The sequence below is a fragment of the Faecalibacterium sp. Marseille-Q4137 genome, assembly GCF_017377535.1.
Taxonomy (GTDB): Bacteria; Bacillota; Clostridia; order Oscillospirales; family Ruminococcaceae; genus Faecalibacterium; species Faecalibacterium duncaniae.
On the sequence record NZ_JAFREK010000023.1, the window covers coordinates 1 to 24,555 of the forward strand.

Below are 24,555 nucleotides of genomic sequence, written 5' to 3' on the forward strand. Positions count from 1 at the left end.
GAAAATAGGTTCCGTTACAAGTTTTTCGATATTGTTCAATTTTCAAGGTCCTGTGTGCCTCAACCTTAGCGGCTGACAGCTTATACATTTTAGCACGTTTGTGTTAGAATGTCAAGCACTTTTTTGAAGATTTTTGAAGTTCTTGGAAGAACCAATCGACCTTCGTCACTTTTCATCCGTTTTTTCTGAAGCGTTTGTGTCAGACATCCGCCTGACAGTAATGTATTTTAGCACAGACTCAGACAAAAAGCAAGCCCTTTTTTTTACATTTTTCAAGAAAAGCCCTATTTTCTTTTGCACGGCTCATTCCAATAACCGCTCCCGCATTTTGCGCAGGATCTTGCGCTCCCGCCGGGAGATCTGTACCTGCGTGGTATGCAGCACTTTTGCCGTCTCACTCTGGGTGCGGTTGGCATAGAACCGCAGGCGGATCAGGAGCCGGTCCTCTTCCGGCAGACTTTCCAGCACCTCGGCCAGGCCGATCTTATCCGCAAGTTCTTCCTCCGGAGATTCCACCGGGATATCTATCTGCCGGTCATTGTTCTCCCCTTCCGGGGTCAGGCTCAGGGCGGGCTGTGCAGCCTGGATCGCAAGCGTGATGTTCTCCACGCTCTCCCCCAGCTCTTCTGCCAGTTGAGAAAGGGTCGGCTCGGTGCCGCAGAGCTTCCTGTGATGTTCCCGCGCCGCATTGACCCGCAGCCCCAGTTCTTTTAAGGAGCGGCTGACCTTGACTGTGCCGCCCTCCCGGAAAAGCTTTTTGATCTCGCCCAGGATCACTGGTACTGCATAGGTAGAAAAGCAGACCCCGCGTCCTTCATCAAAGCCGTCGGTCGCCTTGACCAGTCCCATGCAGCCAGCGCCGTAGAGATCATCGTATTCAATGCCCCTGCCCCGGAAGCGTCCGGCACAGGCGTGTACCAGCCCGAGGTTCTGTTCAATGAATGCACTGCGCCGGGTCTTGTCCGTTACCATGGTATTCCCTCATTTCCTTTTATGTAGAGGGCTTTTCCTCCAGATGCTTTGTCAGAATGACCCGGGTGCCCCGGCCGGGAGCGGAGCGCACACTGACTTTATCCATAAAGCTCTGCATGACCGCAAAACCGAGACCGGAGCGCTCCTCCGGGTTGCCGGTGGTAAAGAGCGGCTCCATCGCTCTGGGGATATCCGGGATGCCGACCCCTTTGTCTGCGATCACGATTCTGACCACCCGCCCCGGATAAACGGAGACTGTCATGGTGATGGGCCCCACCCGGTCGGGGTAGGCGTGGACGATGCAGTTGGTGACGGCTTCGGATACCGCCGTTTTCAGGTCAGCCAGCTGGGGCACGGTGGGGTCATACCGGGCCAGAAAAGCCGCTGCCGCACCGCGGGCATACGCTTCGTTGACGCTGAGGGAATCAAATTGGATCCTGGTCGTGTTTTCCGCTTTCATCTTCATTCCTCCTGTCCTGCATCCGTGCAGGGGATATTGGCCAGCCGCAGAACGCGGCGCAGCTGCTCCGGGGCGTGCTGGATGCGCAGGGTTCCGCCCAGACTGCGGGCGCAGCGCTGGCGGCCCAGAATCAGCCCCACTCCGGACGAATCCATAAACCCAACCCCGCCCAGATCGAGCACCAGCGTTTTGGGGGTGCGGGCCAAAAGGGCATCGTCCAGCTGGATGCGCAGGTTCTGTGCGGCATCGTGGTCGATCTCACCTGCCAGATAGGCATAGAGCAGATCGTCCGCCGCACTGAATGTAACTGTTGCCATTTTCTGTCCTTTCCTTGCGTGAATCGCTCAGGCTTGTCCGGTCTGCCGGAGGCTTCCCCTTTCCGGGAGGTCGGCAGAGCGAAGCATAGCCCGAGCGGTTTCCTCTAAACCAAAATAAAAGAGCCTGTACACGTTTTCATCAGTGTACAGGCTCTTTCGGGCATATTTTAGAAAAGGGTGTCGCTTACTTTTCAGCCAGCAGCTCGGCAGCCTCCAGTGCGATGGCTTCGCCGCCGCAGATCAGCAGGCCGCGGCGGCTGTTGGCCCGGGCAAGCTCCATGGCTTCGGCCAGACTCCCGCAGAGCTCGGCATCAAAGTGGTAGCGTGCCTTTTCCAGCAGGCGCTCGGTCATGGCGGCATCCGTACCCGCCGGGGGAACGAGGAACACCTTATCAAAGGGATTCTCGCTCATGCCGGGCATGGTGGTACGGTCTTTTTTCTGGGTCTCAGCCGTCAGGCCGCTTTCCAGCGCGGAGAAGAAGGCCTCGGCTCCTTCTTCCTCTGCCAGACCGATGACAGCGCTCAGGTGGCGCACCTTGGCCATGTTCAGGACACGCAGCAGGGCAATGGCCTGCTGCGGGGTGCGGCAGGCATCCAGCACCACCAGCGGGCGCTGGGAGAGGACCCGGATGCTGCTGCGGTTCTCCACAGCGGCCAGACCTTCCAGAATGGCTTCATCGGGGATGTCATAGCCCTTTTTGCAGAGGGCCAGAGCCAGCTCCACCGCAATGGCGGCACTGCCCGCCGCGTGACGGCCCAGGAAGGCCAGCGGCACGGTATAGCCGCCGTAGTCCACACGGCTGGCGAACTTTTCGGCTTCGAGGAAGGTGATGTCATCGGGGTCCGGCACGACCAGCTCACAGTCTGCCTTACCGGCGGCCACGATGAGCTCACTGACCACAGCCTTGGGCTGCTCAGGCGCGGTGACGCAGATGCTGCCCTTGCGCATGACACCGGCCGCCAGCGCGGCGGAGCGCTCCAGTGAGGCACTGATGCCGTCCGGGCCGATGGAGGTGACCGCACAGACCGGCATCTTGGGCAGGGCCTCGGCAAGCCCCGCATCGGGCAGCTCCACCACGGCCAGCGCACAGCCTGCCTCGCCAAAGCAGCGGGCAGCGGCAGCCAGCTCGGCGGCAGCACGGGGCAGGGTCTCCCGGGCGCTCAGGGTCTCGGCGGCCTGTGCAAGCAGCTCCGGTGCCACAGGCTCCCCATTCACCCGGATGCGGGCAGAGAGCGGCTCACAGCCTGCGTGGTAGCTGCCGGTAACGAGGCCGGCAGCCCTGAGCACCGCCGCCGTGAGGGCGGCGGCGGTCGTTTTGCCAGCCGTACCGGCTACGCCCAGATAATCCACCCGCCCTGCCTTGGCAGAGAGGGCTTCCTGCAGCTGCCGGGCCGGGGCAAAACCCTCGGGCAGAGATGCAAAATAGGCATTTGCCTGTTCAATGGTCATTGCGTCAAACCTCGTTTCGATGTTGATAGAGAATGATGCACATCCGGACAAGCCCCAGCAGGATGAGCCCCACCAGCAGGCCGGTCATCACACCGGAGAAATCGATCCAGATATCGGTGACCTGGCCGCTGCGGCCCGGCACAAAGAGCTGGATGGTCTCATCGGTCAGGGCTGTGAGCAGGCCGCCCAGCATGGGCCAGGACACATGCTTGAAGAAGTGCCGGGTGTACACCCGCAGGCAGAGCATGAGCAGGAAGCCTTCCAGCAGATACTCGCAGAAATGCGCCAGCTTGCGCACGATGTGCATGGTGAGCCGGTCGGCAGCACCGGGAAGGCCCAGATGCCGCAGGATGCCCTGCAGCATCCCCAGTACCCGGCCGCTGGCCCCCTCGGACACATCCGCGATCTGCAGAGAGTTGGAGAAGATGAACACGATGCAGCCGATGAGGGCAAAAGTAAAGATCACCCGCCACGCGATGAGCCACGGGGAGGTGCGTTGATTCTGTTCCTGCATCCGCTTAGCCCAGAGCCTTGATGCTCTGCTCGATGTTGGCCAGCTTGCTCTGGCTGTTGGTGCGCTTTGCGCGGATCTCTTCCACCAGAGCGGCAGGGGCACGCTCCACGAACTTGGGGTTGGCCAGCTGGTTCTCGAACATGGCCAGTTCCTTCTCGGCCTTGGCCTTTTCCTTGTTCAGGCGGGCCAGCTCCTTCTCGCGGTCGATCAGCTCCATCATGGGGATAAAGCCGCGGGCGGTGTGGGTGGACACCTGCACCATGCCATCGGTGCTGCCCTCATACTTTTCCGTAAAGGTCACATCGGTGGCAAAGGCAAACTTTGCCAGATAAACCTCTGCATTCCGGAAGGGAGCGGGATCAGCCGTCTCGATGATCATACTGGTCTTTTTGGCAGGATGGACATTCATCTCGGTGCGCATGGTGCGGACTGCCTTGATGTAGTCCATGACCTTTTCAAAGGCTTCCTCTTCCTCGGCCCAGTTGTGTGCCTCGTCAAAGGTGGGCCAGCTCTGGGTCATAATGGTCTCGGCAGAGCCGGGCAGGGCCTGATACAGCTCCTCCGTGATGAAGGGCATGAAGGGATGCAGCAGCTTAAGGGCCTTGTCCAGCACATACACCAGCACACGGCGGGCAGTATCTGCCTGCTCTGCATCGCCGGAGTTCAGGCGGGGCTTTGCGATCTCGATGAACCAGTCGCAGTAGACATCCCAGATGAAGCTGTTGATCTTGGCCGCGGCCAGACCCATCTCGAAGTGGTCGAGGTTGTCGGTCATGGCACCGGCCACCTGATTCAGCTTGGTCAGCACCCACTTGTCGCTCATGTCCAGCTTGCTCTCCTCGGGCAGGCCGGGCTGGAAGTCCTCGGGCAGGTTCATCAGGACGAAGCGGGTGGCGTTCCACAGCTTATTGGCAAAGTTGCGGGCAGCCTCCACCTTCTTCTCGCTGTAACGCATATCGTTGCCAGGGGTGGAGCCGTCCAGCAGCATGAAGCGCAATGCATCCGCGCCGTACTGGGCAATGACCTCCAGCGGGTCGATGCCGTTGCCCAGGCTCTTGGACATCTTGCGGCCCTGGCTGTCGCGGACGATGCCGTGGATACAGACAGTGTCAAAGGGAGCCTTGCCGGTGTAGGCCAGGCCGGAGAAGATCATGCGGCTGACCCAGAAGCCGATGATATCATAGCCGGTGACCAGCGTGTTGGTGGGGTAGAAGTACTTCAGGTCCGCGCTGTCCTCATTGGGCCAGCCCAGAGTGCTGAAGGGCCACAGAGCGGAGGAGAACCAGGTATCCAGCGTATCGGGATCCTGGGTGAAGTGGCTGCCGCCGCACTTGGGGCAGGTGCAGGGCATCTCTTTGGCGACCACGGTCTCGCCGCAGTCATCGCAGTAGAAGGCCGGGATCTGGTGGCCCCACCACAGCTGACGGCTGATGCACCAGTCGCGGGTACCCTTCATCCAGTTGAGGTAGTTCTTGGTAAAGCGCTCGGGCACGAACTTGATCTCGCCCTTCTCCACGCTCTCGATGGCGGGCTTTGCCAGCGGCTCCATCTTGACGAACCACTGCTTGGAGACCATGGGCTCGATGGTGGAGTGGCAGCGGTAGCAGGTGCCGACCTCGTGCTTCAGGGGCTCGATCTCCTTCAGGAAGCCGCCCTCCTTCAGGTCTGCCAGAATGGCCTTACGGGCCTCGAGGGTGGTCATGCCGGCGTACTTGCCGCAGTCCAGCACCTCGGGCTCGTTCACGGTGTTCTTGCCTGCGGCAAACAGTGCATCGGCAGCGGCCTTATCGGCAGCACCGGTCATGTGGCCGTCGTAGGTAAACACCCGGACGATGGGCAGATCATGGCGCAGACCCACTTCAAAGTCGTTGGGGTCGTGGGCGGGGGTGATCTTGACGACACCGGTGCCCTTGGTCATATCAGCGTGCTCGTCGCAGACGATGGGGATCTCCTTGTTCAGCAGGGGCAGGACAACATGACAGCCGTGGAGGTGGGCATAGCGGGGGTCCTCGCCGTTGATGGCAACAGCGGTATCACCCAGCATGGTCTCGGGGCGGGTGGTTGCCAGCTCCAGCATCTCACCAGTCTCCTTGACCGGGTAGAGCAGGTGCCAGAAATTGCCGTCCTTTTCCTCGTACTCCACCTCAGCATCCGAGATGGAGGTGTTGCAGTGGGGGCACCAGTTGACCATCCGGTTGCCGCGGTAGATCAGGCCCTTGTCGTACAGGCGCACGAACACTTCCTTGACGGCATCCGAGCAGCCCTCGTCCATGGTAAAGCGCTCCCGCTGCCAGTCACAGCTGGTGCCCAGCTTTTTCAGCTGGCTGACGATGCGGTTGCCGTACTTGGTCTTCCAGTCCCAGGCGCGCTCCAGGAAACCGCCGCGGCCCACCATCTCCTTGGTCAGGCCCTCGGCACGCATGGCCTCCACGACCTTGGCCTCGGTGGCGATGGATGCGTGGTCGGTGCCGGGCACCCACAGGGCGGCATAGCCCTGCATCCGCTTGGTGCGGATGAGCACATCCTGCATGGTGTTATCCAGCGCATGGCCCATGTGGAGCTGGCCGGTCACGTTCGGAGGGGGCATAACGATGGTGTAAGGCTTCTTGTCGGGGTCCGCTTCCGTGTGGAAGTAGCCGCCGTCCTGCCAGAACTGGTAGATGCGGTCTTCCACCTGGCTGGGATCGTACTGTTTTGCGAGTTCTTTCATTGTATCCTCCCAAAAATGTGATGAGTGGGACGAAAAAAGCCGCCCCACGGAACGTTCCATGGGACGGCTGTAAACTACATACCGCGGTACCACCCAAATTGCACCGGCTGCAAACACAGCCCGTGCCCCTTGATGCCCCGGTAACGTGGGGCAGCTCCGAGGGCGGCTACTGGCTTCACCGCCCCTGCTCAAAAGCGACAGTGCGCGGCGCTTACCTGCCGGGCTCTCACCTGCCCCCGGCTCTCTGCAAGGCGGTTTGCCGCGCACACTCTTTCTCGTTGCATTTATACAAAGAATATAACGTTTTTTTGGCGTTTTGTCAATATGCTCCGAGAACTTCCTGCTTCAATCTGCCGATCAGCCGCTCCATCAGGGCCACCCGGTTGAAGGGGGTCATCAGGTAGAGGCCGTCCGCATACGGCAGGGCGGCCTTTGCCATTTCCAGCGAGATGGCAAGACCCAGCTCCTCGCCCTGGGCACGGTCAAGCCCGGCAAACTTTTCAATGATCCAGTCCTCCACATGGATGCCGTTGATCTCGTTCTCCATGAAGATGGCGTTGCGCTGGCTGACCACCGGCATGATACCGGCCAGGATCTTTGCATCGGCCCCCAGCGTCTCCCGGGACTTTTTCAGGTTTTCCACCGCCTGTGCCGAGAGCACCGGCTGGGTCAGAAAGCCGCTCATGCCGTTTTCCAGCTTCTCCTTTGCCCGGCGCAGCTCCACATCAAAGTTGCGGGCGTTCAGATTCAGGGCACCGAACACGGTCATGGGGCCGGGCATCTCCCGGCCTTCCCCTGCCAGCGAGACGATGTATTGGGCCAGCTTGCGGGAGTTGAACTGGTAAACGTTCTTCACCTCGTCCCGCTCTGCCGTGGGGATGGGATCACCGGTGATGGCCAGCACCTCCCGCACGCCCTCGGCGTACAGGCCCAGCAGCAGGGCCTTGGTGGCGTTCAGGTTGCGGTCGCGGCAGGTCATGTGAGGCAGGGTGCACAGCCCCAGCTCCCGGTGGACCCGGCAGGCCACCAGAGAGGAATCCATCCGGGCCTGTGCAATGGGGCAGTCGGCAATGGTCAGCAGGTCAGCGCCCGCCGCCTGCAGCTTTTTTGCCCCTTCCAGATAACCGGTCAGGTCCGCAGTGCGGGGAGAATCCAGCTCAATGGCAATGACCTTTTCCCCTGCGTTCAGCTTGCGCAGGAAAGCGTCCTCATTTTCCACAGTCTGTTCCTTCACGGTGGAAAACTCTTCTGCCGGAGCCGTTTTTTTCACCACGGGCAGGCTGTCCAGCTCCGCCCGCAGTGCGGCAATGTGGGCAGGGGTGGTGCCGCAGCAGCCGCCCAGGATCTGAACCGTGCCCTCGGCGGCCAGACGGCCCAGCTCCCTTGCAAAGTACTCCGGCCTGCCCTGATACTTCACCTGCGTCCGGGTGACAACGGGATAACCCGCGTTGGGCATGACCGACAGGGGCAGCGTGCCCCCCAGCTGCTTTGCCAGTGTGCGCATGGCACCGGGTGCCGACACGCAGTTCAGGCCCACGGCATCCACGATGCCACTTTCCTGCATCCGCCGGGCAAGGTCTTTGCAGTACATGCCCTCCCGGGTGTAACCGTCGGGCAGGACCGCAAAGGACACCAGCACAAAGGCATCCGGCACTTCCGCCTTGATGGCCCCCACGGCATCCAGAAGGCCCGCATCGGAGCTCAGGGTCTCGAACAGGAAATTCCTGGCTCCCAGCGCCGCGAACTGCTTTGCCACAGCCGTATATACCTGCCCCGCCGGAACTGCCTCGGTATCCGGAGCCGGGCCAAGGTCGGCAAAAACAGCAGCACCCGTCTCCCCTGCGGCCTGCACAGCCAGCTGCCAGCCTGCCTGCGCCAGCTGTTCCCAGCCGGGCGTGTGTGCCGCCGCCAGCCGGGGCAGGCTGAAGGTATTCGTCTTGACGGCATCAGCCCCTGCCGCCAGATACTCCCGGTGGACAGCCAGCACCCCCGCCGGGTCGGTCAGGTTGGCCTGCTCGCACTCCACCCCGGGAGCCGCCTTATAATAAGTACCCATGGCACCATCAAAAAGCAGGGGGCGGGTCTGTAACAGTTCGCGGATGTCTTTCATAAAATGTCTCCTTTTCCCTCAGTTCCCTCTTGCGAATATAAAAAAATTCAGGTATAATTTTGTTATGAAAGCGAGGTGTATTTTCATGCCGAAGATTCGTTCCAGCGCAGACCTGCGCAACAACTACAATGATATCTCTACCTTCTGCCACACCTACGCAGAGCCGGTGTTCATCACCAAAAACGGCAAGGGCGATCTGGCCGTGATGAGCATTGAGACCTACGAAGCTCTGGCAGGCCGCTTTGAGCTGTATTCCAAGCTCCAGGAAGGTCTGGACGATGTTGCCGCCGGACGTACCATCCCTCTGGATGAGGCAATGGCTGAGCTGAAAAATCGCAGGAGTCGTCGATGAATTATTCTATTGATATCACCGTTGCAACCAAACGTGATCTTGCCGATGCCTTTGACTACATCGACGGGATGCTTATGAACCCTTCTGCGGCGGACCGTCTGATCGACAATGCGTGGAAGCAGTTTCGTTCGCTCGATATCTTTCCACAGCGCTTTCCCATTGTTACCGACCCCATGCTGGCAGGTTGGAAAATTCGCTTCTTTCCTGTTCAGAATTATCTAGTGTTTTACCAGATCGAGGAACCCGCTCAGGTCGTCCACATTCTCCGGTTCCTCTATGGTAAAAGCAACTGGGTCTCCATCCTCAAAACCGACTTCAGCGCAGAATAACCTTCCACTCCCCGGGCTCCGGGGAGTTTTTTGTTGCTCTCTTCCTTCAGTTTAATGAAGTTTCGCCTCTTGTCAAGCGTTTTTTCGTACCACAGCTTGCAGGCAGGGCAGTTTTGTGCTATCCTATGCGTAACTTTTACATGTGAGGAGAGATGTATCATGCGCCATGCAGGCACACAAACGATCGAAACGGAGCGGCTGCTTCTGCGCCCGCTGACCCCGGAGGATGCCCCCATGATGTACGCCAACTGGGCCAATGACCCGGACGTGACCCGCTGGCTGCGGTGGGAGCCCCACAAAAACGTGGACGAGACCCGGGAACTGCTGACCGCATGGGCACTGCTCTACCCCAATGGAGATTACTACCAGTGGGCCATCGTGGAAAAATCTACCAGGCAGGTGTTTGGCTCCATCGGCGTGTTCACATCCAGTTCCGCCGAGCCGGAGCGTGACCCCTGGCCCGGCTTCGACCACACGAACGGCGTGTGGGAGGTCGGCTACTGCATCGGCAAGGCCTGGTGGAACAAAGGCTTTACCACTGAAGCGCTAAAAGCAGTTGTAGAATACTGGTTCAAAAATACAGATAGTAGCTGGCTGGCCTGCTGCCATGCGTTTGAAAATCCTGCCAGCGGCCGGGTCCAGCAGAAAGCCGGCTTTGTCTACGACCACGATGCTGTCTACCATAAATTTGACGGCACACCGGTTGCCTGCAGGTGCTACGCATTGACAAGAGAACATTACGAAGAACTGAGAGGTTTATTTTGAGCGAACTTTATGACATTTTAGTAGAAACGCCCCCCACAAAGGTCATCTTACTGGCCCTGGATCAGGGGCTTTGGGACTGTGAGCGCAGCCTGAACGAGCTGGCTGCACTCTGCGAGGCCAACCACATGGAGGCTGTGGCATCCGTGACCCAGAAGCGGCAGACCCCCGAGACCGGCATCGTGCTGGGCAGCGGCAAGCTGGAGGAGGCCGCCGCTGCCGCCGCGGAGCTGGGTGCCGAGTGTGCCGTGTTTGACGGCGAGCTGACCGGCAGCCAGATCCGCAACATCTCCACGGCGCTGGGCGGCATGGAGGTCATTGACCGCACCATGCTGATTCTGGAGATCTTCCGCAGCCGCGCCGTGACCAACGAGGGCAAGCTGCAGACCGAGCTGGCGCTTCTGCGCTACCGTCTGCCCCGCCTGCAGGGAATGGGCGAGAGCCTGAGCCGCCAGGGTGGCGGTGGCGGCGGCGGTGGTGGTGCCCGCCGTGGTGCCGGTGAGACCAAGCTGGAGCTGGACCGCCGCCACGTCCACGCCCGCATCGACGCACTGGCCGAAAAGCTGGCCGAGATGGAAAAGCGCCGGGGCGAGAGCCGCAAGGCCCGGGCCAAGACCGGGATGCCGGTGGTCAGCCTTGTGGGTTACACCAACGTGGGCAAATCCAGCCTGATGAATGCCCTGTGCGGCCCCAGCGTGGCCGAGGCCGACATGCTGTTTGCCACCCTGGACCCCACCAGCCGGAAGCTGGTGCTGCCCAGCGGCATGGCCGTTCTGCTGGTGGACACGGTCGGCTTTGTCTCCCGTCTGCCCCACAATCTGGTGGAGGCCTTCAAATCCACGCTGGAGGAAGCCGCATGGTCTGATGTCATCGTGCGGGTGGCGGACGCGGGCGACGACCAGCGGGAAGAACAGCTGGCCGTTACCGATGAAGTCCTGGACGGGCTGGACTGTGCCGATATCCCCCGCCTGACCGTTTACAACAAGTGTGACAAGCCCAATGCCCTGAACTTTGACCCTGACATCCTGTTGACCAGTGCCAAGACCGGCTACGGTCTGGATGCCCTGCTGAAAAAGCTGGACGAGCTGCTCAGTGACCGGGTGCACACCATCCGGGTGCTGCTGCCTTATGATAAGCTGGGCCTGGCCGCCCCCATGCGGGAGCGGGGCAGCGTGCAGGTGGAGGAATACCGGGAGGACGGGCTCTATCTGGAGGGCATCGTCAAAACCGAGGACCTGCACTGTTTTGAAGGATATTTAGTTTAAGCATCTGCTCTCCGGACGCGAATTCGGGTTGCGGCTCCCAGCATCCGCTGCGCGTTGCTTGCGTCTTGCTGGCCGCGGCCCCAACAGCAACTCCCTGTATCCGCCACTGGCGGCGGTCGTTGCCGTTGCAGGGCATTCCATCCCCCGCCCAACTGCCTGACGGCAGTCGGGTCCCACCCTCCGGACACTTGCTTTGGGAAACTCCCCGCCGTCCTATCGTCTCGAACAAATAAAAAAATCCCCAACAAACACAAAAACCCGCCTGGCAGCGGGTTTTTGTGTATAGAGGGGTGGGAAAGTATATAAAGTTGGGAATCGCAATTCATATGCAGGCACTTGAGAAACAACGTGTTTTGCGCAGTCTTTGGCGCTTACCGTGCCCTGCGATATGTATTATACGCTTTTTTCTTTTCTTGTCAAACAAAATTTTTGACATTTGCTTTAATTTAGCACTTTACATTTCGATCAAAACTTTATATAATTAACACAGAAAACACAAAAGCGAGTTTTTTCGCAGTTTATGCGATTATGACAACAGTAAAACTTTACTTTTAAAAATTTTTGTATAATTCAACAAAAACATAAAAGGAGACCTTTCTCATGGACGATTTAGACCGCAAGATCCTCTCCCTTCTCGCAAAAAATGCCCGGATGCCCGTCAAGGAGATCGCCGAGCAGGTGGCACTGACCAGCCCGGCTGTTTCCAGCCGCATCCACAAGCTGGAGACCGACGGCATCATCAGCGGCTACACCGTGGTGCTGAACCGCCCGGCAGACCGTGTCTATGTGGACGCGCTCATCAGCCTGTCCGTCACACCCAGCCACCGGGACGAGCTGGTGGAGTTGATGCAGAACAGCAAGGAGGTGCTGCAGTGCTACCATGTCACCGGTGCCTACACCTTCCTCATCAAGGTCAGCTGCGGCAGCATGCCCCAGCTGGAGCACCTGATCCTGCAGTTCCAGAAGCTGGGCACCACCAGCACCCAGATCATCCTTTCTACTCCGGTCAACCATGGTGATCTGGAAGCGCTGCAGCTGTAAGCCGTTCACAGAACTGTTACAACTGCCGTGCAATCTTCCGGCCGACCGGGCCGTATTCCTGATACAAGGCCGCCGTTCAGCGGCTGCATAAACGCCCCCAAAGGCGGGCAGACTGATCACGATCACCCTGCCTTTGTCAGACGAAAGGAACTACGACCATGAAAAAACGCATTCTTGCCGCTTTGCTGGCTCTTGGCTGTGCCCTGCTGGTGTTCACCGGCTGCGGCAGCAAAAAAGATACCACCCCCAAAAACTACACCCAGATCATCCACGATGCCCGGGAAGCCGAGGACAATGATTATTATATGATCTTCTCCCCGGCAGAGGACGGCAAGTTCACCGCCCAGTACGGCTACAGCGCCAGCTATCCGGCGGATGACCTGAACGATGAGATCCAAAACATGCTGCTCCCCCTGCTGGACCTGCCCGAGGGCAGCTACACCGATCTTGCCGCTTCCCTCTCTGCCATGATGGTGCAGAGCTATGGCGTTGCCATCGTCAAGCCTGCTGAGGGCAAGACGCAGGAGGTCGTGGACGCAATGGATGCCTATATCCAGAACCAGCAGCAGACGATGGAGCACTACCTCGAGGATCAGTACCAGATCGCCGCCTCCGCCAAGGTGGCCACTGTCCCCACCGGCGAAGTGGTCATGGTGTGCTGTGAGAACAGCGATGCCGTGATGAACGCCATCAAGACCGCTCTGGCCGCTTAAATTATCTTTCAAAACAAGAATGCCCTGTACCGTTTTGCATGGTACAGGGCATTCTTATTTCTACCAGATGGATTTTATCGTTCAAATATCACATATCCGAACGAGAATATGCGTTCTTCATATTGCTGCTCAACTCAAACAGCACCTTGTCCAGCGTGTCGGCGGCGCGGGCCTTGACCTCAGCGGCCAGGGCCTCGTTGGCCTCCTGGCGCAGGGCGGCGCGGCGGGCGGGGTCGGTCTCGGCCAGCTGCTTTGCGTCATACTGATTCAGCAGGGCACGGCAGGCGGAGAGCACCCCCAGCTCATAGCGCTCGACATGGAACACCGACTTGCCATAGGAAGCATCCGCCATCGCAGCGATCATCCGGCTGACCCAGTAGAAGCTGTCGGTGGACACCTCACCGGTGGTGCCGGCCAGATAGGCTGGGGTCGTCTCCACATTGGCGTAGAAGGGCACCATGGCGTTCAGGGCATTGGAGGCGTAGGCCACCCACTCCACTGCCTGCAGGTCAGCGGGCAGATCAGGCCGCAGCTGAATCAGCGCCACAAAGTCATTGCGGTTGATGCCGATGGAGCGGTAAACGCCCCGGTTCTCTCTGGCACCGTAGCTTGCATACGGATCGTACGGCGTGCCCTGATAATGGCTGGACAGCACATACTTCACGTCCTCGGGGGTGATCTTCTTCTCAGGCACCATGCACCAGGGCAGGTCGTCGGAAGCCGGGGTATAGTCGGCATCGGGGCCATCCCAGACCCAGGTGGTGGGGTTCAGGGTGCGCAGCATGTACCAGGCGCGGGGCGTGTTGTAAACGTGGTCGGAATCGGTGTGGCTGCCAAAGGCGGCACGCGGGTCGAACACGCCGTCCTGTGCCAGGTCGAGGTGATACTTTGCAATGAACTCCCTCAGGTCAGCCGAGCAGAGATGGTTTTCCTGCGCGCCAAAGGCATCGTCCAGATCAAAGGCATCGATGCCCAGCTGGTTCGGCATCACCACATAACTGTCATCGGGCACACGGCGTGCCATCCAGTGATGGCCGCCGATGGTCTCCAGCCACCAGATCTCGTTTACGTCCTGGAATGCAATGCCGTTCATCTCGTAAGTACCGTAGGTCTCCAGCAGCTTGCCCAGCCGCTCCACGCCCTCGCGGGCGGTGTGGATGTAGGGCAGCACCAGATAGACGATGTCCTCCTCGCCGATGCCGCCGGGCACCTCGGGCTGCTCCCCCCTGGCAGGCTGGTACACCACCAGCGGGTCAGCGCCCAGCACGCGGGGGTTGGAGGTGATGGTCTCGGTGGCGGTCATGCCGACATTGGCGGCATTGACACCGGCTGCGGCCCAGATTCCCTTGCCCTCCACGGCGTTGGGCATGGCGGTCATCCGCATGGGGTCACCGGGCAGCGGGATCTCCACATGGGACAGCACCGAGCGGTAGACCGCCGGATGCTCCTCAGGCTGGACCACCACGAATTTCTTTGCCGTGAAATGGCCGGAACCGGAATCGTCGTTGCGGGCGATCATGGTGGAGCCGTCATAGGATGCGTTTTTACCAACCAGAAGCGTTGTACATGCCATAATATCTTCTCCTCCGAATCGAAGTATTTGTCTCTCGGTTTGCCTTGACTGATTGTAATCCTTTTTGTTTCAAAAGGCAAGAGGGCTTACCGGAGCCGTTCCCCGTTTTTCTCCGGGGCCGGAGCAGCTGCCGGGGCGCAGTCCCGGCCAAAGTAGAGCGCCACCTCGCCGATCTTCTTTTTGCGCAGCAGGAAGAGAGTCGGGATAAGATAGATCAGGATCGAGAGCATCATGCTGGCATCATAGCCCGAAATGCTCTCGGCCACGTCCTCCGTACCGTACAGGCCGCCCACCAGCATAGAGGCAATGTCCATGGCCCCGTGCAGGAACACCGTGACCCACAGGTTGCCGGTGCGGAAATAGATGGCTGCGAACAGCGTGCCCAGCGATGCCGCAAAGACACACTGCATCAGCACACCGAAGGGAGCGCTGGACAGCAGATTGGTCAGGTGGGCCGCGCCAAACAGCAGGCCCGACAGCAGGCAGGCTTTCCAGACCCCCGCCCTGCCGGTGCCGAAGCGCTCCAGCAGGCTCTGGGCAATGACCCCGCGGAAGATAAACTCCTCCGCCACGCCCACCAGCGCCATGCTCAAAAAGAAGCTGAAGATGCTGAACGCAGGCTGCAGCTGGCCATCCTCGGGCATCCCGAACATCAGCTTGGTATACAGGCTGTAACCGATGAGCACCAGCGGATACATTCCCACCAGCAGCCCATTGAAAAAGCCGCTGCCCCGGCGGCGGAGCAGGTACATCTTACCGGTGCGGCCCAGAATGACCAACGCCACCACCATGCCCACCGCCTCCTGCACGGCGCTGAGGAAGTAGGAGTCCACCCGTTCCAGGTCCACCCCAAAGAGCACCAGTGCAAACACAATGAGATAGGATGCCAGCAGCAGGCTGCCCAGAAACAGCACCTCGGATAAAACGCAGAAGCCGACGGGATGCTTTGCGCGCAGACGTTTCAGCATAAAAATATCCTCCTGAATCTTAGTGGCTCTATTCTAACATACTTTGCCGGAAAGAGAAAGTTTTTGGCATTTTCTGCTCAGGCGAAAAATCTCAAAAAAAGTGTTGACAAGACCCGGGCCGTATAGTATAATATCCCTTGTCAGCGGCGAGGTTCAAAGCTGACGACAACAGAATGATGGGGATTTGCATAGTGGTAGTGCGGTAGACTCTGACTCTACTTGTGGGAGTTCGATTCTCTCATCCCCAACCAGAAAACCGCAGTCGCCTTCCGGCTGCGGTATTTTCGGGGCATAGCGCAGTTGGTAGCGCGCCTCGTTCGGGACGAGGAGGCCGTGGGTTCAAATCCCGCTGCTCCGATCGAAAAAGAGACATACTTCGGTATGTCTCTTTTTTCTTTTTACAAAATTTTTTCTTGACACACTTTCCCTTTGGGAATACTCTTATAGTACCAGATATCCCCTGCTCTGCGGCGGGAAAGATCAAGAGGAAACGAGGGATTTGTGAGATGAAAAAACGTGTTGGCATCCTGACCTCCGGCGGCGACTGCCCGGGCCTGAACGCAACCATTCGCGGCGTGGCAAAGGCACTGTATGCCCGGATGGGTGATAATGTGGAGATCGTGGGCATCCTGAACGGCTACCACGGCCTGATCAACGGCGAGTACAAGGAGATGTGCGAGGATGACTTCCGCGGCATCCTGACACTGGGCGGCACCATTCTGGGCACCAAGCGCACCCCCTTCAAACTGATGCGCGTGGTCGAGGACGACAAGGTCGATAAGGTTGCGGCCATGAAAAAGACCTACAAGGACGCAAAGCTGGACTGCCTGCTCTGCCTGGGCGGCAACGGCACCCATAAAACCGCCAACCTGCTCTCGCAGGAGGGCCTGAACATCATCGGTCTGCCCAAGACCATCGACAATGATATCTACGGCACTGATGTGACTTTTGGCTTCCACACCGCTGTGGACATTGCCACCGAGGTCATCGACCGCATCCACACCACCGCCGGCAGCCACAGCCGCGTGATGTGCATCGAGATCATGGGCAACAAGGCCGGCTGGCTGACCCTCTACTCCGGCATTGCAGGCGGCGCAGATATCATCCTGCTGCCCGAGCAGCCCTACGACATCGGCCGCGTCTGCGAGGCCGTGGAGCGCCGGGCAAAGCGCGGCTCCAACTTCTCCATCATCGCTGTGGCCGAGGGTGCCATGAATGTAGACGAAGCCAAGCTGAAGCGCAAGGAGTGGGCCGCCAAGCGCGCCGAGGCCGGTTACACCACCGCCACCAACCGCATTGCCGCTGCCGTCCAGAAAAAGACCGGCATGGAGACCCGCGTCTGCATCCCGGGCCACATGCAGCGCGGCGGCAGCCCCAGCGCCTACGACCGCGTGCTGGCCACCCAGTTCGGCAGCTACGCCGCCAAGCTGGTGGAGATCGAGCAGTACGGCGTTACGGTGGCTCTCGTGAACAACCACGTCATCTCCAACCGTCTGGAGGATATCGCCGGTAAAACCCGCAATATCCCTGAGGGCTGCGAGCTCCTCACCGTGGCAAAACGCATGGGAATCAGCTTGGGCTGAGAAATCTTTCCGGCATGACCGCAATCTTCTTCCCGGTTTATCCGTATTCCAAGTGTAACAAAACCTCGTGAAAGGAAGTGTCTCTCCATGAAAAAAATCCATAAGTTCTTTTCTAAAGATTTGCTCCATATTCTTGGTGCTGTTGGGATTTTTGTTGCTTTTCTGATTTCTATCGCCTATAAGCAAGTTGGAATCGGGGCACTCATAGCTGCGTGGCTTATTGCTATCGCAATTATCGGGGTAGCATGGATTACAGACATCCGCAAAGCAGACCTGCTGAAAAACGGAAAGATTGTTTCCGGAAAAGTTAATGCAGTAAAAAGGGTTCACATAAAATTCCACATGAGTACCTATCACCTTGCTGATGAAGATGTAATTTATCCTTGGGTGATCCGGTACCAATATAAGATTGGAAAAGACACTTATTATGGACAGTCCCATTGGTTTTGGTTCAATCCTCTCGTGAGCAAGGGAACACCTATAAAGGTGACTATTGATCCTCAAAACCCAAAAAGAAGCATTGTTGCTGCATGGGAAAGTTAATAGATTGTTTCTTTCCTCTATGATGACGGAAATTCCAAAGGAGCAAAATCTCCTTTGGCACACGACTTTGTACCAAAGTCTAGTATGTTACACCTCGATAGAGGTGTAACGTTCCCAGACGCAAAAAGTCCCATGCCCAGCACTTTGGCGGTGCGGGCATGGGACTTTTTGCTTTTTAGACCCAGCGGAGTGAACAGTAACCAATCCTGACATCCAGTTGCCGTGTCATTTGTTGAATACTGTTTTACGAACAGTCTGCGGATGGACGTTCCCTCTTTTTCAATATACCGAACAAGAACTTACTTATTCTTGTACATTTCCTCGTAGTATTTCTGGTAGTTGCCGCTGGTGATGTGCTCCATCCACTCCTCGTGCTCGAGATACCAGTCGATGGTCAGGACGATGCCCTTCTCGAACGGGGTCTCGGGGTACCAGCCCAGATCGTTCTTGATCTTGGTGGGGTCGATGCCGTAGCGGCGGTCGTGGCCCAGACGGTCGGCAACGTGCTTGATCAGATCCTCGCTGATGCCGTCGTCCTTCAGGCGGTCGTGCAGCTGCGCGATGATGGTCTTGACGATGAAGATGTTGGGGCGCTCGTTGTGACCGCCCACATTGTAGACCTCGCCGATCTTGCCGCCGTTGCAGACCATATCGATGGCCTTGCAGTGATCCTCAACGTACAGCCAGTCACGAATCTGCATACCGTCACCGTAGACAGGCAGCTGCTTGTGGTGCTTGACGTTGTTGATCATCAGGGGGATCAGCTTCTCGGGGAACTGATAGGGGCCGTAGTTGTTGGAGCAGCGGGTGATGTTGATGGGCATACCGTAGGTATCGTGGAATGCCATAACGAACATATCAGCGCTGGCCTTGGAGGAGGAGTAGGGGCTGTGGGGGCACAGCGGGGTGGTCTCCATGAAGTAGCCCTCGGCACCCAGAGCGCCGTAGACCTCATCGGTGGAGACCTGCAGGTACTTCTTGCCTTCCTTCCAGGTCTTGGCATCAGCATCGTACCAGGCTTCCTTGGCACGCTGCAGCAGGTTCACGGTGCCCATGACGTTGCTCTGGACAAAGATCTCGGGGTTCTTGATGGAGCGGTCCACATGGCTCTCAGCAGCAAAGTTGATGACATAATCGAAATCGTACTTTGCGAACAGGCTCTCCACCAGCTCCTTGTCGCAGATGTCGCCCTGCACGAACACATGGCGGGGGTCGCCCTCCACATCCTTCAGGTTCTCCAGATTGCCCGCGTAGGTCAGCTTATCCAGGTTGACCAGCAGGATCTCGGGGTACTTCTTGAGCATATAGTGGACAAAGTTGGAGCCGATAAAACCGGCGCAGCCGGTGATCAGATATTTTTTCATACTACTCTCCTGCATTTCAGACTTTTTCCTCTGTACAACCTCTCCGTCAATGCTTCGCATTGCCACCTCCCCTATTAGGGGAGCTGTCGAGCGGAGCGAGACTGAGGGGTTTAATTGACCTTTACTTCATCCCATTCTCGCCGTCCCAGTGGGCGAAGAAGCAGGCCAGGGCCTCTTTCCAGTCCCGCACATCGTTGCCCACGGTGCAGCGGAGCATCCGGTTGTCCAGTGCGCTCCACTTGGGGCGGTCGGCACTTTCGGGATGCTTTGCCTTGTACTCCTCGCTGGTGCAGGGGGCCACAGAGGCATCCACACCAGACAGGCGGATGATCTCGGAAGCAAAATCGTACCAGGAGCAGATGCCCTCACCGGTGCAGTGATACAGGCCGTACTCATGGGTCACGCAGAGCTGCAGCAGCTCATGGGCCAGGTCAACCGCGTTGGTGGGGTTGCCGCACTGGTCGTTGACCACTTCCAGCTTGCCGAATTTCCGGCCGGCGTTGACGATGGTCTTGACGAAGTTCTTGCCGTAGTAGCTGTACAGCCATGCCGTGCGGACGATGAAGTGGCGGTGGCAGAACTGCTCCACATACTTTTCGCCCATGAGCTTGGTGGAGCCGTAGGCGCTGATGGGGCCGGGGATGGTGGCCTCGTCCTGTGCAATGCCGCCGTTCTCACGGCCGGAGAACACATAGTCCGTGGAGACATGCACCAGGCGGGCACCGGTCTTTTCGGCGGCCTGTGCCAGATTGCGGGGGCCCAGAGCGTTTGCCTTGAAGGCTGCGTCGTGGTTCACCTCGCAGCCGTCCACGTTGGTGTAGGCGGCGCAGTTGATGATGACATCCGGGCGCTGGCGGCGGATGAAGTCATCCACCATCTTATAGTTGGAGATGTCCAGCTCCGGCAGGTCCACCGGGATCACGGTGGCATTCATCAGCTTTTCGGGAATGGGGCCGATCTCGCTGCGGCCCTCCCGCAGCTGCTTGATGATCTCGGTGCCAAGCTGGCCCTTGCAGCCGGTGACGATGATTTTCATGGGTGATTCCCCTCCTGCATCAATATCTCAGTTTTCCATCGGCCACGTTCTTGAGGTGCTGGCCGTAGGGGCTCTTACCATAGCGGGAAGCGCTCTCCAGCAGGGTCTCGCGGTCGATCCAGCCATACTTGAAGGCGATCTCTTCGGGGGCGCTGATCTTGATGCCCTGACGCTTCTCGACCATGCGGACGAAGTCGGCGGCATCCACCAGGCTCTCCATCGTGCCGGTATCCAGCCATGCAAAGCCGCGGCCCAGCAGCTGGACATCCAGCTCGTCCTTCTTCAGGTACATATCGTTCAGGGTCGTGATCTCCAGCTCACCGCGGGCAGAGGGCTTGACCTGCTTTGCCATCTGAACCACTTCCTTGTTGTAGAAGTACAGGCCGGTGATGGCGTAATTGCTCTTCGGGTGCTCGGGCTTTTCTTCCACGCTCAGCACCTTGCCGTTCTGGTCAAATTCCACGATGCCGAAACGCTCGGGGTCCTGCACATAATAGCCGAACACGGTGCAGCGGCCCTTGGTCTCTGCATTGGCGGCGGCAGTCTTGAGGATCTTGGAGAAGCCGTTGCCGTAGAAGATGTTGTCGCCCAGGATCATGGCGCAGCAGTCGTCGCCGATGAACTCTTCGCCCAGAATAAAGGCCTGTGCCAGACCATCGGGAGAGGGCTGGACCTTATATTGCAGATGGATGCCGTACTGGCTGCCATCGCCCAGCAGCGCCTCAAAGCGCGGCGTATCAGTGGGGGTGGAGATGATCAGGATATCCTGAATGCCCGCCAGCATGAGGGTGGACAGAGGATAGTAGATCATGGGCTTATCGTAGACAGGCAGCAGCTGCTTGCTGGTGACCATCGTCAGCGGATAAAGCCGGGTGCCGGCACCGCCGGCCAGAATAATGCCTTTCATAATTTGTGCACTCCTTTATTTGTATTGAAAAAGTTGTGCAGCTATACGGGGTGAAACGCTCACCTCGTAATATTCAAAGCGGAGCTGCGTCCGCTGTCAACAAAGTTACAGGGTAAAAGTTCTGGCCGCGCGGGGCGGCATCAGATAGTTTTACACCTTATTCTACTCTCAAATCGAAAAAAAAGCAAGAAAAAACGGCCTGTTCCAGAATTTTTTCCGAAACAGGCCGTCAAATAGAACCGTTCAGCCGCCCACGGCGGCAGCACATCGCGATGGTGGAGCGTTTCTTACCACTTGAAGCCCCACTTATGGAAATACTTCAGCAGGTTTCCCGTCTGCCAGAGGGCGGGCTTGAGATCCCGGTGGGCAGCGCGGTGCCAGGCGTGGATGGCGGTATACTGGGGCACCAGATACACCTTGCCCCGGGTGCGCATCTTCTGGGTGAGATCCGCATCCTCCACATACATGAAGTAGCTCTCGTCAAAGCCGCCCACCGCCTTGAAGGTGCTGGTGCGCACACCGGAAAAGCTGCCGGTGCAGAACTCGATCTCGATGGGCCTGGTCAGGTCCTCATCCAGCATCAGGTAGTGGTCGTTCTGGCCTTTCCAGAAGCTGAGCCGGGGCAGCTGGCGGTAGAGCATGGGCCGCAGGGCGCACCGACGCAGGGGCAGCTGCTGGGGCTTGCCGTCCGGGAACACCAGCGAGGGCCGGGCCATCACGGCATCCGGGTGGGCGGCCATCCAGTCGGCCAGATCACTCAGGGTATCAGCGGTCAGCTGGATATCCGGGTTGAGGATAAAGTGGAAATCACTGTCCAGCTCGGGCAGGATCATATTATGGCCGGTGCCAAAGCCGCCGTTCTCGGTGCGGCAGTGCACCACCACCTGCTGGCCCGGACCTGCCGCCAGCAGGCCGTCCGCCACGGCCTGCTCCAGCTTTTTGCCGCTGCCGTCCGGGCTGGCATTGTCCACCAGATACAGAGTCACCGGGTAGCGGCGTGTGCAGTGCAGCACCGTCTGCGCCGCCTTCAGCGCCTCGTCATAGCCGTTATATACAACAATACAGGCTGATAGTTTCATCAATTCACTCCAAAGGCAGGATCTTCAGCGTGAAGTCCTCACGCTGGATATCAAAGTTGGGGTTGGTGCAGGGATCGCCCGCGGCCAGCAGGTCTCCCCAGCGGGCCTGGAAGCGGAGCACCTCGCCCTGGAAGCGCTTCTGCTTTTCGGGGTTGTCCTCGGTGCCGCGGCTCTTGCTCTCGTAGTGGTAGAGCTGAGCAAAGGGGGTAAACACGTTGGTGTAGCCCGCCTCCCGCACACGGACACAGAAATCCACATCGTTGAAGGCCACGGCATAGCTCTCGTCCAGGCCGTTCATCTCATCATAGATTTCCCTGCGGATGAGCAGGCAGGCGGCGGTATCGCCGTAAACATCCTGCACATAGTTCAGCCGCCCCATGTAGCCATCGGATGCCGCCGGGAAATACTTGTGCAGGTGGCCCGCCACGCCGCCGATGCCAAAACCGATGCCGGCATGTTGAATGGTGTCATCGGGGTAGAGCAGCTTTGCACCCACACAGCCCACCCGCTTCTGCTGGGCGTACATGACCATTTCCTCCAGCCAGTTGGGGGTGATGACCTCGGTATCGTTGTTGAGCAGCAGCAGATATTCGCCGGTGGCATACTGCTCGCCAAAGTTGTTCAGGGCGCTGTAATTGAAGCCCTTGCCCTCCCAGGTCACGACCTTGAGGTTGTCCGGGTGTTCCTTCTGCATCCGCTCGTAGGCGCGGAAGGTCTCGGGCTGCTTGCTGTTGTTCTCAATGAGGATGAGTTCAAAATCCGGGTAGGTGGTGCGGGCATAGATGGAATCCACGCAGAGCTCCAGATCCCGGATGTGGTCGCAGGTGGGGATGAGGATGCTCACCCGGCCCGGGTGCTCGATGGTGTAATCGGTCTTGTAATAGCCCGGAGTGCCGGGGATGAGGGCAACATCGTCCACAGCGATCCCGCAGCGGGCATAGTGGGCCTTGAGGGCCGCAATGCCTGCGTCGATGCAGTAGGTCTTGGCGGAGATATCCGCCGCCGTGCTGCCGGGGCTGGAGCGCCAGTAATACAGGGCATGAGGAATGTGAACGATCTTCTCAGCCTGCTCCGTCAGGCGAAGGAACAGCTCGTAATCCTGGCTGCCGTTGTACTCCATCCGCTCGCCGCCGCCGGCCCGCTCCATCAGGGCGCGGCTGAACACGGTCAGGTGGCAGATGTAGTTATTGGAGCGGAGGTTGTCCAGCATGAAGTCGGGCTTGAAGTGGTAGAGCACCACATGCTCCGGCTTCCCCTCAAAGGTCGCCTCGTCGGTGTAGACAAAGTCGGCCTTCTGCTCGGCAATGGCCCTGGCCGCGTACCACAGGGCGCAGGGATGCAGCAGGTCATCGTGGTCCAGCAGGGCGATATACTCACCGGTGGCCATCTCAAAGCCCTTGTTGGTGTTGCCGGGAATCAGCTCATTCTTTTCCAGCTTCTGATACCGGATGCGTGCATCGGCCTTCGCACGGGCCTGCACATGCTGGCCTACGGCCTCGTCCTTACCGGCATCCACGCAACAGAGCTCCCAGTTCTTGTAGGTCTGGTTCACCACGGAATCCAGCATCTCGTCCAGGAAATCCAGCGGGGTGTTGTACAGAGGCACCACGATGCTGATCTTGGGACCGGCAGGCTGATCGTTCGCCTGCCTGACCAGCAGCTCCACCGGGGCAAAGCGGTCGGCCCGCAGGAGGTTCCCCGGGAAGAGGGCGGCATACTCCCGCCTGGCGCGGGCGTGCTCCCGCACTCCCGAAATGCCGTCCCGGCGCAGCTCACCCAGCAGGACGAAAAGCGGGAAGGTGTGCCAGATCTGGCGGCTCTTGCTGACAACATACCGCATGGGCCAGGTCAGCTTCCAGAAGGTAGAGCTGGTCACCTCGTTCAGGGTCTTTTCCAGGTTCTTGGCATGGCTGCGGCTCAGGGAAAGATCGCTGCGGAGCCGCTCAATGAGGGCGGCTTCCTCGTTGCAGGTGCGCTCGGCACGCACCATCCGGTCACGCAGGAGATCCAACTCCTTCTCATAGCCCGCGATCATCTCGGCGGTGGCAGGCTGGACCGTGCAGTACAGAGCCGACTGCTGGGCACGGCCCCGGCTGCGCCAGCGGAAATCCCGGTAGTAGCCCCGGCGGGCCAGTTCCTCGGCCCAGCCCTCAGCCACGTTGCTGCCGGTAAACACCAGCAGCACCTGTCCGGGCAGCTGCGCGGGCATCTCCACCCAGGCGGGGTCCTCCACCACCAGCAGGTCTGCCTGCCGGGCAGCCACTGTAAAGGGGTTGGCATCCACGCCCGCCCGGTGCAGGGCCTTTTCCAGCGCCGGGGTCTCGGCGTTCAGCACCGCAGCTGTTGCCGGGGCCAGCTCCTCCGCAATGCGCTGTGCCAGCAGGCGGCAGCGCTCCATGTCCTGCTTTGTTTCCTTTGCTTTCTCCAACTGCATTCCGACTTCTCCACTTCACTGGGCCATTCCGCCGCCCAGACGCATTTTTACAAACTATAATAGTATACCAGAT

At 58.9% G+C, this 24,555-nt stretch carries 22 protein-coding genes, 2 tRNA genes and 1 other annotated feature; of the genes, 10 read left to right on the forward strand and 14 right to left on the reverse strand.

Annotated features, from left to right (window positions below; translation table 11 throughout):
* Positions 1–303: 303 nt before the first annotated feature.
* The 7 genes from J3353_RS10175 to J3353_RS10205 all read right to left on the reverse strand — a co-directional run bounded on the left by J3353_RS10175 (position 304) and on the right by J3353_RS10205 (position 8,533).
* Positions 304–972: a sigma-70 family RNA polymerase sigma factor gene (locus tag J3353_RS10175; RefSeq protein WP_098923186.1), complete on the reverse strand. Its 669-nt coding sequence runs from the start codon at positions 970–972 to the stop codon at positions 304–306.
* A 19-nt stretch (positions 973–991) separates the two neighbouring features.
* A complete protein-coding gene (gene spoIIAB / locus J3353_RS10180; protein WP_035395071.1) occupies positions 992–1,432 on the reverse strand; it encodes an anti-sigma F factor in 441 nt (146 codons plus the stop codon).
* A 2-nt stretch (positions 1,433–1,434) separates the two neighbouring features.
* Complete coding sequence (locus J3353_RS10185) at positions 1,435–1,749, reverse strand: anti-sigma factor antagonist (RefSeq protein WP_005936547.1); 315 nt, start codon at positions 1,747–1,749, stop codon at positions 1,435–1,437.
* 184 nt (positions 1,750–1,933) lie between these two features.
* Positions 1,934–3,199, reverse strand: coding sequence for a folylpolyglutamate synthase (locus tag J3353_RS10190; protein WP_097772727.1), 1,266 nt, complete (start codon positions 3,197–3,199; stop codon positions 1,934–1,936).
* A gap of 4 nt (positions 3,200–3,203) precedes the next feature.
* Entirely contained in the window at positions 3,204–3,713 is a 510-nt protein-coding gene (locus tag J3353_RS10195) for a VanZ family protein (protein WP_207684796.1), read from the reverse strand.
* Positions 3,714–3,717: 4 nt separating this feature from the next.
* Positions 3,718–6,423 carry a valine--tRNA ligase gene (locus tag J3353_RS10200; protein ID WP_207684797.1) on the reverse strand — a complete coding sequence of 902 codons (2,706 nt, stop codon included), beginning with the start codon at positions 6,421–6,423 and terminating at the stop codon, positions 3,718–3,720.
* A gap of 56 nt (positions 6,424–6,479) precedes the next feature.
* Positions 6,480–6,711 (reverse strand) — a binding site (T-box leader).
* Between the two features lie 31 nt (positions 6,712–6,742).
* Complete coding sequence (locus J3353_RS10205) at positions 6,743–8,533, reverse strand: bifunctional homocysteine S-methyltransferase/methylenetetrahydrofolate reductase (RefSeq protein WP_207684798.1); 1,791 nt, start codon at positions 8,531–8,533, stop codon at positions 6,743–6,745.
* Positions 8,534–8,618: 85 nt separating this feature from the next.
* On the opposite strand from J3353_RS10205, the gene J3353_RS10210 reads away from it, so the two are divergent.
* From J3353_RS10210 to J3353_RS10235, 6 genes are all read left to right on the forward strand, one after another.
* The gene (locus J3353_RS10210) at positions 8,619–8,885 is read left to right on the forward strand and encodes a type II toxin-antitoxin system prevent-host-death family antitoxin (RefSeq protein WP_097772730.1); all 267 of its coding nucleotides are present in this window, start codon (positions 8,619–8,621) and stop codon (positions 8,883–8,885) included.
* The gene (locus J3353_RS10215) at positions 8,882–9,214 is read left to right on the forward strand and encodes a type II toxin-antitoxin system RelE/ParE family toxin (RefSeq protein WP_005936536.1); all 333 of its coding nucleotides are present in this window, start codon (positions 8,882–8,884) and stop codon (positions 9,212–9,214) included. The genes J3353_RS10210 and J3353_RS10215 overlap by 4 nt, the downstream gene beginning before the upstream one ends.
* 159 nt (positions 9,215–9,373) lie before the next feature.
* Entirely contained in the window at positions 9,374–9,979 is a 606-nt protein-coding gene (locus J3353_RS10220; protein WP_207684799.1) for a GNAT family N-acetyltransferase, read from the forward strand.
* Positions 9,976–11,241 carry a GTPase HflX gene (gene hflX / locus J3353_RS10225; RefSeq protein WP_098923208.1) on the forward strand — a complete coding sequence of 422 codons (1,266 nt, stop codon included), beginning with the start codon at positions 9,976–9,978 and terminating at the stop codon, positions 11,239–11,241. Before J3353_RS10220 ends, hflX begins: the two co-directional genes overlap by 4 nt.
* Before the next feature lie 600 nt (positions 11,242–11,841).
* Positions 11,842–12,282, forward strand: coding sequence for an Lrp/AsnC family transcriptional regulator (locus J3353_RS10230; RefSeq protein ID WP_097771813.1), 441 nt, complete (start codon positions 11,842–11,844; stop codon positions 12,280–12,282).
* A 158-nt stretch (positions 12,283–12,440) separates the two neighbouring features.
* On the forward strand, positions 12,441–12,995 hold the full coding sequence (locus J3353_RS10235; RefSeq protein ID WP_207684800.1) for a DUF4358 domain-containing protein: 555 nt from the start codon (positions 12,441–12,443) through the stop codon (positions 12,993–12,995).
* Between the two features lie 88 nt (positions 12,996–13,083).
* Here J3353_RS10235 and J3353_RS10240 read toward each other — a convergent pair whose 3' ends face one another.
* A complete protein-coding gene (locus J3353_RS10240; protein ID WP_035395069.1) occupies positions 13,084–14,568 on the reverse strand; it encodes a C69 family dipeptidase in 1,485 nt (494 codons plus the stop codon).
* A gap of 86 nt (positions 14,569–14,654) precedes the next feature.
* A complete protein-coding gene (locus J3353_RS10245) occupies positions 14,655–15,536 on the reverse strand; it encodes a CPBP family intramembrane glutamic endopeptidase (protein WP_207684801.1) in 882 nt (293 codons plus the stop codon).
* A gap of 177 nt (positions 15,537–15,713) precedes the next feature.
* On the opposite strand from J3353_RS10245, the gene J3353_RS10250 reads away from it, so the two are divergent.
* The 4 genes from J3353_RS10250 to J3353_RS10265 all read left to right on the forward strand — a co-directional run bounded on the left by J3353_RS10250 (position 15,714) and on the right by J3353_RS10265 (position 17,662).
* Positions 15,714–15,787, forward strand: a tRNA-Gln gene (locus J3353_RS10250).
* 34 nt (positions 15,788–15,821) lie between these two features.
* Positions 15,822–15,894: transfer RNA gene (locus tag J3353_RS10255), tRNA-Pro, on the forward strand.
* A gap of 148 nt (positions 15,895–16,042) precedes the next feature.
* Positions 16,043–17,119 carry a 6-phosphofructokinase gene (locus tag J3353_RS10260; RefSeq protein WP_207684802.1) on the forward strand — a complete coding sequence of 359 codons (1,077 nt, stop codon included), beginning with the start codon at positions 16,043–16,045 and terminating at the stop codon, positions 17,117–17,119.
* Between the two features lie 87 nt (positions 17,120–17,206).
* Positions 17,207–17,662 (forward strand): DUF3592 domain-containing protein, encoded by a 456-nt coding sequence (locus tag J3353_RS10265; protein WP_154277650.1) that lies wholly within the window; start codon positions 17,207–17,209, stop codon positions 17,660–17,662.
* 299 nt (positions 17,663–17,961) lie between these two features.
* On the opposite strand, the gene rfbB is transcribed toward J3353_RS10265, so the two are convergent.
* The 5 genes from rfbB to J3353_RS10290 all read right to left on the reverse strand — a co-directional run bounded on the left by rfbB (position 17,962) and on the right by J3353_RS10290 (position 24,482).
* Positions 17,962–19,026 carry a dTDP-glucose 4,6-dehydratase gene (gene rfbB, locus J3353_RS10270; RefSeq protein ID WP_156067353.1) on the reverse strand — a complete coding sequence of 355 codons (1,065 nt, stop codon included), beginning with the start codon at positions 19,024–19,026 and terminating at the stop codon, positions 17,962–17,964.
* 121 nt (positions 19,027–19,147) lie between these two features.
* A complete protein-coding gene (gene rfbD, locus J3353_RS10275) occupies positions 19,148–20,062 on the reverse strand; it encodes a dTDP-4-dehydrorhamnose reductase (RefSeq protein WP_097771807.1) in 915 nt (304 codons plus the stop codon).
* A 19-nt stretch (positions 20,063–20,081) separates the two neighbouring features.
* Positions 20,082–20,969 (reverse strand): glucose-1-phosphate thymidylyltransferase RfbA, encoded by an 888-nt coding sequence (gene rfbA, locus J3353_RS10280; RefSeq protein ID WP_005936491.1) that lies wholly within the window; start codon positions 20,967–20,969, stop codon positions 20,082–20,084.
* 287 nt (positions 20,970–21,256) lie between these two features.
* Entirely contained in the window at positions 21,257–22,048 is a 792-nt protein-coding gene (locus tag J3353_RS10285; protein WP_005936487.1) for a glycosyltransferase, read from the reverse strand.
* A 4-nt stretch (positions 22,049–22,052) separates the two neighbouring features.
* The gene (locus tag J3353_RS10290) at positions 22,053–24,482 is read right to left on the reverse strand and encodes a glycosyltransferase family 2 protein (RefSeq protein ID WP_005936485.1); all 2,430 of its coding nucleotides are present in this window, start codon (positions 24,480–24,482) and stop codon (positions 22,053–22,055) included.
* Positions 24,483–24,555 lie beyond the last annotated feature (73 nt).